General features: G+C 63.0%; 9 protein-coding genes and 1 pseudogene. 5 read left to right on the forward strand and 5 right to left on the reverse strand.

Features of this window, described 5'->3' with window-relative positions; translation table 11 throughout:
• Positions 1–1499: tetratricopeptide repeat protein (locus M3461_09225; protein ID MDQ3774521.1), on the forward strand; the 1499-nt coding region annotated here is incomplete at its 5' end.
• Positions 1500–1688: 189 nt separating this feature from the next.
• Positions 1689–1835: pseudogene (locus tag M3461_09230) on the forward strand (2-nitropropane dioxygenase).
• A gap of 14 nt (positions 1836–1849) precedes the next feature.
• Here the strand turns inward: M3461_09230 and M3461_09235 are convergent.
• From M3461_09235 to M3461_09250, 4 genes are all read right to left on the reverse strand, one after another.
• Complete coding sequence (locus tag M3461_09235) at positions 1850–2011, reverse strand: hypothetical protein (protein MDQ3774522.1); 162 nt, start codon at positions 2009–2011, stop codon at positions 1850–1852.
• Between the two features lie 80 nt (positions 2012–2091).
• On the reverse strand, positions 2092–2742 hold the full coding sequence (locus tag M3461_09240) for a hypothetical protein (GenBank protein ID MDQ3774523.1): 651 nt from the start codon (positions 2740–2742) through the stop codon (positions 2092–2094).
• A 122-nt stretch (positions 2743–2864) separates the two neighbouring features.
• Entirely contained in the window at positions 2865–3131 is a 267-nt protein-coding gene (locus tag M3461_09245) for a hypothetical protein (GenBank protein MDQ3774524.1), read from the reverse strand.
• A gap of 122 nt (positions 3132–3253) precedes the next feature.
• Positions 3254–3622 (reverse strand): hypothetical protein, encoded by a 369-nt coding sequence (locus tag M3461_09250; protein MDQ3774525.1) that lies wholly within the window; start codon positions 3620–3622, stop codon positions 3254–3256.
• 222 nt (positions 3623–3844) lie between these two features.
• Between M3461_09250 and dinB the strand changes: the two genes are divergently transcribed.
• From dinB to M3461_09265, 3 genes are all read left to right on the forward strand, one after another.
• Positions 3845–5008, forward strand: a complete 1164-nt coding sequence (gene dinB, locus M3461_09255; GenBank protein ID MDQ3774526.1) for a DNA polymerase IV — start codon at positions 3845–3847, stop codon at positions 5006–5008.
• 232 nt (positions 5009–5240) lie between these two features.
• Entirely contained in the window at positions 5241–5951 is a 711-nt protein-coding gene (locus M3461_09260; GenBank protein MDQ3774527.1) for a hypothetical protein, read from the forward strand.
• Positions 5952–6256: 305 nt separating this feature from the next.
• Entirely contained in the window at positions 6257–7183 is a 927-nt protein-coding gene (locus tag M3461_09265; GenBank protein MDQ3774528.1) for an ROK family protein, read from the forward strand.
• A 528-nt stretch (positions 7184–7711) separates the two neighbouring features.
• Here M3461_09265 and M3461_09270 read toward each other — a convergent pair.
• Entirely contained in the window at positions 7712–8335 is a 624-nt protein-coding gene (locus tag M3461_09270; protein MDQ3774529.1) for an isoprenylcysteine carboxylmethyltransferase family protein, read from the reverse strand.
• Positions 8336–8740: the final 405 nt, after the last annotated feature.

Genomic DNA, 8740 nt, shown 5'->3' on the forward strand with positions numbered 1-8740 from the left:
AGGCTGGCCATGCATCGTCATCGACTCCGCTCTTCAGTGTCTCGCTACCTGCACATTATCCCTTAGCCATGACTCGCTGTAAACCACAATTCGCCGTGACAAAGACAATTTTTAGAGGTGCCCATAACGCTCTCGACCGCACCGGCGAGGCGTTGGCCGACTACAACACGGCCATCGAGTTCGACCCGAATTTCGCTCAAGCCTACTTTAACCGCGGCGTCATACATCAGAAGCTCGGGGACGAAGAGAAGGCGTTGGCAGACTTCGGCAACGCCATCCGGCTTAACACGACCTTCGCGCAGCCTTATTCCAACCGCGGGCTCATATTCCGGTCGCGGGGACTCTACGAAAAGGCGCTGGCCGACTTCGACCGCGCCATCCAGCTCGCCCCCAACCTCACCGACGCTTATCTAAACCGTGGCCTCGCCTTGAGCAAACAGCAACGTTACGACGAAGCCCTGGCCAACTATACACACGCCATCGAGCTGAAGGAGAGCTCGGCAACGGCTTATCACCAACGCGGAAACGTCTACAAGTGGACGCGCCGCTACAGGGATGCGCGGGCCGACTACACGCGGGTTATCGAGTTAGACCCCGACAACGGGCAGGCCTACTTCGACCGCGCCGTCGTCAATCACTTGTCAAATAATCACGAGGACGCGCTGGCAGATTACGGCCACGCCATCGAGCTAAATTTTAGTCCCGCGGAGACTCATCTCAACCGCGGCGGTCTATACCACGCGCATAATCGCTACGAGGAAGCCCTGTCAGACTACAACCTCGCTCTGGAGCTTAACCCGCGGATGATGCAGGCTTACTACAACCGCGGGCGCATTTACGACGCTCTAAGGGATCACGAGCTGGCTGCCGCCGACTACTCGCGCGCCCTCGAAATTGAGCCCGCCGACCCGCAAATCTACTTCTACCGCGGTCGTGCTTACACGGCCCTAACTCGCTTCGAGAACGCGCTGGAAGACTATACCCGAGCGCTCGAGCTCAACCCCGACTACGGTGAGATCTACGAATTTCGGGGCTCCCTTAACGCGGTCCTCAACCGCCATGACGAGGCGCTGGCCGATTATGCGAGCTCTCTACAATTCGATCCCACCAACGCGGAGGTCTATGCGGGCATAGGGCTGACACTCATCAGTCAGAACAAGCAGCAGGAGGCTTTGCCATACCTCGAAAAAGGGGGGGAGCTGGGGAATACCGTCGGCGCGCAGTACGCGGCGGCGGTCAGGCGGAATCTCGGGATTCGAGATGAGCCTGAGCTGAATGCGGCTCAATTCGGATTCGCGCTGTTCCAACGGGTCGATTCGCTCGAAGAAATGAGGAGAGCCGTAAAGGAGTTCCCGTTCCTGAAACATCCGGGGTTCATCGACGCCATCGAGCAGGCGGTGGTAGGGAAGGCCGCGCCGGAAATGCGTACAGAGCTTGAGCGCCGCCTCGCACGGTTACGTCAGATTGCCGCCGAAGGAGGCGACGAAGAAGAGCGGTGATCGGCGCTTTATGACCGGTGCTCGGGATCCTGCCCCCTAAGGATCAGCAGGAGGTTTTGGAGTCGGCGGCCGTGCACTCGGTGAGGATGGCATCTGGCGTAACGTAGGAACGTAAACAATCGCTCCCCGGGCTCCTCCACGGTGGACGGCTCGGCATTTCAGGCGCCAATTGGCGAGGAAGGCCTTCCGCGTGCCGCCTTCAGCTCCGAAGCCGCTCATGTGTTAGACGAGTTCAAGCCCCCAGTAGTGAGCTTTCATTTCGGTTTGCCTTCGGCCGAATTGCTGGCGCGAGTGAGAGCTTTGGGCGCGAAGATACTCTGTTCGGCAACGACCGTCGAGACATTCAACGTTCAACCGAAAATGAATCCTCGGTTGCCGCGGCCTCGCAATCTCGTGAACGGTCCGGCAACTTCGCCCACTTCCATCATGTTCACGAAAGTTGTGCCTTCCGGATAGCACCAGATTTCTTCCATGCGAGACCAGACGAGAACGTAGGTCAGTCGTTCGTCCACCGCACGGGCCCTAGCAAATTCCACGGCTTCTTCCCGACACAAGTCCTTCGGCATCTGTGCCCGGCCCCAGACTGCCGGGATCAGGCGGCGCTTGCCTCGGGGATCCACCAGAGCTTGATGAGATCCGGGCCCTGCGCCAGCACCCGCCGCACCGCAGCACGCGCCTCGTCCGGAGCATTCACCTCGAGGATCGGCGGATCTGCGACGCGCAACTCCGAAGGCATATGGCTTGAAATGAGGGGCCCCGTGACGGCGAGCTGTGGCGCATGCGGCATCGTCTTCGTGCGCTCGCGCGCCTCGAAGGTCCAGAACGGTCCCCCGACGTCGAGCACCGCCGTCACGCCGCTTGCGAGGTAACGCGCCAGTGTCATGGGCAGGCGTGCTCTCACCCAGTCGACCTCCGCGGCATACGGCCGTATCGATCGGAGATCGATGATGTCCGGCCGCGTGTAGAGCCCGCCCGACTGAAACAGGTGGATGTGCGCGTCAACGAGGCCCGGGCTGATCCATTTTCCGGTCATGTCGGCTACCCGGGCACCTTCAGGGATGATGACCTCACCGCGAGGCCCCACCGCCCTGATGCGCTCCCCGGAGACGAGCACGACGGCGTCGCGGAACGGCTTGCTCCCGGTGCCGTCGATAACGGTCGCGCCCATCAAGGCGGTCACGCCGGTCTGGGGACCGTCCGCCGCACCCGCGGGGACCGGCACGAGCAACAGAACCGCTTGCACCACGGCTCGCACGGCCGTCCCCAAGCGGGAGGCGTTTAGGCAGGCGAATAGGCTCTCACCTCTGCGGCAGCCATCCCTGAACCCTAGCTAGCGACCATGGAAGGCAGAAGCGCTCGCGCCGCTCATTGTTCATGACCAGCCATCGTTGCCTGCACCGCCCTGCGCGCAGCCACCAGCTCTTCTTGTGCCGCATCCGGCCCGGGGAAAACGCGGCCGGCCTTTTGGTACCAGTAGCGCGCGTTGTCGAGATCGCCGTCGAGGGTATGCACGATCCCGTGCAGCCATGCGGCCAGCACGGAGTCTTGGTCCTGTACGATCTCGTGGGCCTCTTGCCATGCCCCTGCCGTCAAGAGATCTAGCGCTCGGGCGAGCGATTCAGCACCGGTCACCGATGCGCCTCCCCGCATTCCGATCCGCTCATTGCACAACGCAAATGCGTTAGCCGAGCCGTCCGCAGGATAGTGTAACCGATCTCGATCGGAACGCCCCCGAAAAGGGATATATCCGTCCGTTATCTCGGCAGCTCCAGTTGCACCGTTGCGCCGTCATAGCCACGCGGGTGGTGGTGGGCACGAATGACGATGGTATCGAGCGTGTCTGGGACCAGCACCCCGTCGAGCTCACGGGTGAAAGGTTGTTCGTCCACATGGGGATGAGCGAGCTGGCGCACGCCGAGGACCGTGCCGTCCGGGGCGATGATCTCGAACCGATCGGCATAGTGATCCCAACCGCGGTCCTGGCTCCGGATCGTCACTTCAAAGTGGAAGCTACCATTGGCTGCCCGTATGGCTCGTGCCGAGACCACGTCGGCTTCGCCGCCTGAGGCGGCACAGGGCAGCGCGAGCAGGAGCGCCATGAGATACGTATCGGAATGGCTCATACTACGGCTGCACGGCGATCCACGCCCGAGCGGCCGGGATCGTATCAGATACGGCGTGTACCGGCGTTGGCGCCTCCGGCCGAGCTGCCCTGCGGGCCCAGAGGAACTCCACGGCGCCGATCGGGCCCGACCGCCAGAACCCGGTACTTCGTCTAGCCACGCTAGAGCTTCATGAGCGCGAACACAAACGCCTCAGCCACGACCGGGCCTACCGGCGCCCTGATGGAGCGGCGCATCGCCCATCTGGATATGGACGCCTTCTACGCCTCGGTGGAGCTCTTACGCTATCCCCAGCTCAGGGGGTTGTCAGTCGTGATCGGAGGTAAGCTTGCGCACGATGTAGGCGAAGAGAGACAAGACTTCCACCGCCTGCGCCAGTACACCGGGCGGGGTGTCGTGACCACGGCAACCTATGAAGCGCGTGCGTTCGGCATTCGGTCCGGTATGGCGCTCATGAAGGCGGCGACGCTGGCCCCCGAGGCCATCTTGCTGCCGGCAGATTTCGATGAGTACCGGCGTTATTCGCGGCTCTTCAAGGCAGCCGTCGCCGACGTTGCACCGCAGATCGAAGACCGTGGGATCGACGAGATCTACATCGATCTGACCCATGTGCCCGGTGAGACGGCTGATCTGGCGCAGCGGATCAAGGGCAACGTTCGGCGTGCCACCGGCTTGTCCTGCTCGATCGGCGTCACCTCCAATACGCTCTTGTCCAAGATCGCCTCGGAGTTGCAGAAACCCGACGGCCTGACGGTGCTCTCGCACGCGGACCTGCCCACACGCATCTGGCCGCTACCGGCGCGGATTATCAATGGGATCGGTCCGAGGGCCAGCGCGAAGCTCGAAGCCCTCGGGATCCGCACCGTGGGCGATCTCGCCGCCGCCAGCCCGGTGACGCTGATCGAGACATTCGGCAGCCGCTACGCCCGCTGGCTGGTGGATGCCGCTTGCGGCCGCGATGAACGCCCGATCATCACGGAGCGGGCCCCCAAATCGATGAGCCGCGAGACCACCTTCGAGCGCGACTTGCATCCGCGATACGACCGGGAAAGCCTCTCCCGGGTCCTGCTGGAACTCTGTCAGCGGGTGAGTGGAGATCTCGTACGCCAGGGCTACCTCGGCAAGACGGTCGGCATCAAACTGCGGTATGCGGATTTTCATACCGTTACCCGCGATATCAGGCTCGAGGCGCCGACAGCCGATGCGGAAACGATCCGCAGTGCGGCGCGCGCGTGCCTCAAACGTGTCCCGCTCGATCGCCGCCTGCGCTTGCTGGGGGTACGAGTTGCCTCACTGGTGCGCCCAGGGGGCGATAAGGACACGATGGACCCTGTTTCCGTCCCTGACGACCACGCGGTCCGGAAGAGCTTGCTGCTTTTTGATTGAGAAACGTCCCGCTCTACGATAGGTGGAACCGACGAACGATAACTTTCTTGACCGCAGCGGATCGCAGGTGGTCTGTCGCACGGCATTCATATTTGGGCGCGCATACTCTTACGCGCGCACCAACGAACAACACAGGAGGAAACGTCATGAGACTGGCAACATTCAACGTCGAGAATCTGTTCCGTCGTCCCGTCGTGCTCGATCAGCCGACCTGGGCCCACGGGCGGAGCAGTTGAACGACTACACAAAGTTCAACGGCATCATCAGCAAGGCGAGCTATTCCGGCGCCGACAAGCAATGGCTCGTGGACTTTCTGGACCGCTACGACATGGCCGACCGCCGCATCGGCAAAGACGATCCGTTCCAGCTCAACGAGGTGCGCGGCAAGCTCTTCAAGGTGCCGAAAGGCCAGACTGAGGCCGAGATCATTGTCGACGGCCGCGGCGACTGGGACGGGTGGTTGGAATTGCGCCGGCACAACGTCAACCACATCGCCATCGAGAACACGGCGCGTGTGGTCGAGGCGTTGAGCGCCGACGTCCTGGCGGTCGTGGAGGCCGAGGACCGTATCGCCTTGCAGCGGTTCAACGACAGCTACCTCGTCCCGCGGGGCGCGAGCTTTATGTACAACATGCTCATTAACGGCAACGACGAGCGCGGGATCGACGTCGGTCTTTACTCCAAGCACCCGATCCGGTCCGTTCATAGCAACATCGGCCTGGGACTGCCGAGCGAGCGCACGTTCAGCCGCGACTGCGCTGAGTTCGAAATCGAAACGCCCGCCGGCGACACGATCTGGGTGTTGGTGAACCACTTCAAGAGCAAGGGCTACGGCTCCGCGTCCAGCTCCAACGCGCGCCGGGAGAGGCGGGCCAAGGCCGTCGCGGAGATCTATCGGAACCGCGTCGCGCGTAATCCCAGGGTGGCGTGGTCGGTGACCTGAACGACACGCCGGACAGCACACCGCTGGTGCCGCCGATCCAGCATACCGACCTTGAAGACGTGATGAGCCACCCGCTCTATCTCAGTGGCAGCGACCGTCGGCCCGGCACCTACGGCTCGGGCGCCACGTCGAACAAGATCGACTACATCCTGGCTGTCGCCGACGCTATGGGCGACGGTGTCCGTCGTCGGCGTGGAGCGGCGCGGCGTGTGGGTGCCGCGGACCTTTCCGCATTTTCCGGAGATCGGCAGCGCGGTGGAGGCGGCCTCCGATCACGCGGCCGTGTGGGTGGATCTTCCGTAGCAATGCGCATCGGCGTCGATCTGGGCGGCACCAAGATCGAGGCTGTCGTCATGGACGACCGCTCGCGCCTCGTCGTGCGCGAGCGCGTGGCGACGCCCCAGGGCGATTACCGGGCGACGCTGGAGGTCGTCGCGGGGGTAGTGCGGCGCCTAGAGGCGGCCGTTGGGCGCCAAGACTTGCCGGTGGGTGTCGGTCATCTGGGCGCGATCTCGCCCTCCACCGGCCTTCTCAAGAACTCCAATTCCACCTGCCTCAACGGCCGGCGCTTCCAGCAGGACCTCGAGGCCGTGCTGGGGCACGAGGTCTACCTCGCCAACGATGCCGACTGCCTCGCCGTGTCGGAGGCACGGGATGGCGCGGCGGCGGGTGCGGCGAACGTCTTCGGCGTGATCCTCGGCACGGGTGTCGGCGGTGGCATCGCCATCGGCGGGCGGCAGCTGCGGGGACCCAATGCCATCGCCGGCGAGTGGGGTCATAACCCCCTGCCCTGGATCCGGCCGGAATGGGATGAGCTCCCAGGCGTCGAGTGCTGGTGCGGACGCCATAGCTGCATCGAGACCTGGCTGTCCGGCGTGGGTCTGGTGCGCGATCACGAGCGCGCGACCGCCGAGCGCCTTTCAGGTGAAGCCATCGTGCAGCACGCCGAGGCCGGCGAGGCGCGCGCCGCTGCGACGCTGTCCCGCTACGAGGACCGCCTCGCCCGTGCGCTGGCGCACGTGATCAACCTGCTCGATCCAGATGTGATTGTGCTGGGCGGCGGTGTGTCCAGGGTGGAGCGCCTGTACCGCACGGTGCCGGCGCTGTGGGATCAATGGGTGTTCTCGGATTGCGTCGACACCAAGCTCGTGCCGGCATTGCACGGGGATTCCAGCGGCGTACGGGGCGCCGCGTTTCTGTGTCCCAGGATCCAGCGCCGACACAACTGTTGAATACTGAGTAATAGCCGGGCACGCTCGCGCATTGTGAGGATCGAGCGCGCCCACGCGGCACCGGGGCCGAGCACATCCCGGGTAGGACAAACCCCGGTAGGCAGCGAGGCCGCGGAAGGCCGTGGGGGTCACGCCCTCGGCAGGATGCCGGTCATGTGCACATCGACTAGCTCGAAGACGTGCGGGACTTTTGCGGGACTCCGTGCGACACTGTTAGACACCGTCCGCCATTTTGCTTGCAACGGGCGCGGGCAGACAGTGAGTTAATACAATAAGTTACGATCCGAGCGTATCCCTCATAATGCTGAGGTCGGTGGTTCGAGTCCACCCATAGCCACCAAGAAAAACAGTAAGTTAGAGTAACAAACTCCGCTTCTAGAAACCCGCGCTGCTATCGCTAATGCCGCCCTAATGGGGTCTGCCGCAACCGCGTGGCGGACGAGGGGATCCATCGTCCTTCCCCCCACGGCAACAAAATAATTGATGGCAACTCTCGACCCATTATCGGCCCTTCGGCGGCCGCTCGCATCAATAGAGCCTGGGAATCAGCCGCGACGTCCGGGCGCAGTAAGCATCGTACTCGACGCCGAACTGCGTACCCAGCAGCCTCTCTTCCGCGCGGATGCGCGCGAGAAGTGGTGGGATAATGAGGGCCGTGAGCAGCACGCCGACCCCCGAACGAAAGGCGAGGCCCCACCCCAGCGAGTTGACGAGCAACCCCAGATAGCTGGGGTGGCGGATGGCTCCATAGACACCGCTCGTGACCAGCGTGTGCCCGGGCTGGATGGCTACTACCCGCTGAACCGACGGCCTAGCACAAAGACTGGCCAGATCCGCAGCACACCACCCAGCGACGAAGAGAACGACGCCAAGCCAGCGAATGGCATCGCCGTCGAGGGTCCAGAACCCAATCCGGTCTGTGTAGGCCGGCAGATAGGCTTCCAGCAGCCCGATCAGCGCGAAGGGGACGATAACCCAGCGGTTGGCACGATCCTCGCGCTCGCCGGGGCTCAGGTTTCCGCCACTGAAGAGCGCTACGCCGGACAGCACGAAGACCGCGATTGCAAGGGCAATCAGGGCCGGGTGAGAGAAGAAGGCGGCAAATCCGCCCCAGCCAAGGATGGCTAGCCCGAGATAGGCAAGGGTCGTCACTATGGTGATGAACGCTAACCCGACTTCCGCAACTCGGGCCAAGAAAGCCAGTAACCTGTTGATTTTGCGATCATAGGGTCGCAAAGTCGGCACTACAAGGTCATGTTTTGGTTAGGCCACGAGGGCGGCGTTGGAGGTGATCTTGGGGGGTGACTGTTGAGGTAGTACCAATCTCATCTGAGAGGGTGTGAATCAATTGGCGACCGACTGTGTAGTTCAGGCACGGATAGGACCGTCGGTCGGCGCATTGAGGGGGTTCTTTTTCCGAGCGGCGTGTGTCTAGCCCATCTTTCTCAACTGGAGGGGGTACCCAGCCTGGAAGGCGCATAGATTGGGCTACGCGGTCAAAAGGTCTCCACTACAAATGGGCTGGATCGCTTCAGTGTACGAGTTGGCCGGCGGCGG

This window comes from Pseudomonadota bacterium, from assembly GCA_030860485.1.
Classification (GTDB): Bacteria; Pseudomonadota; Gammaproteobacteria; order JACCXJ01; family JACCXJ01; genus JACCXJ01.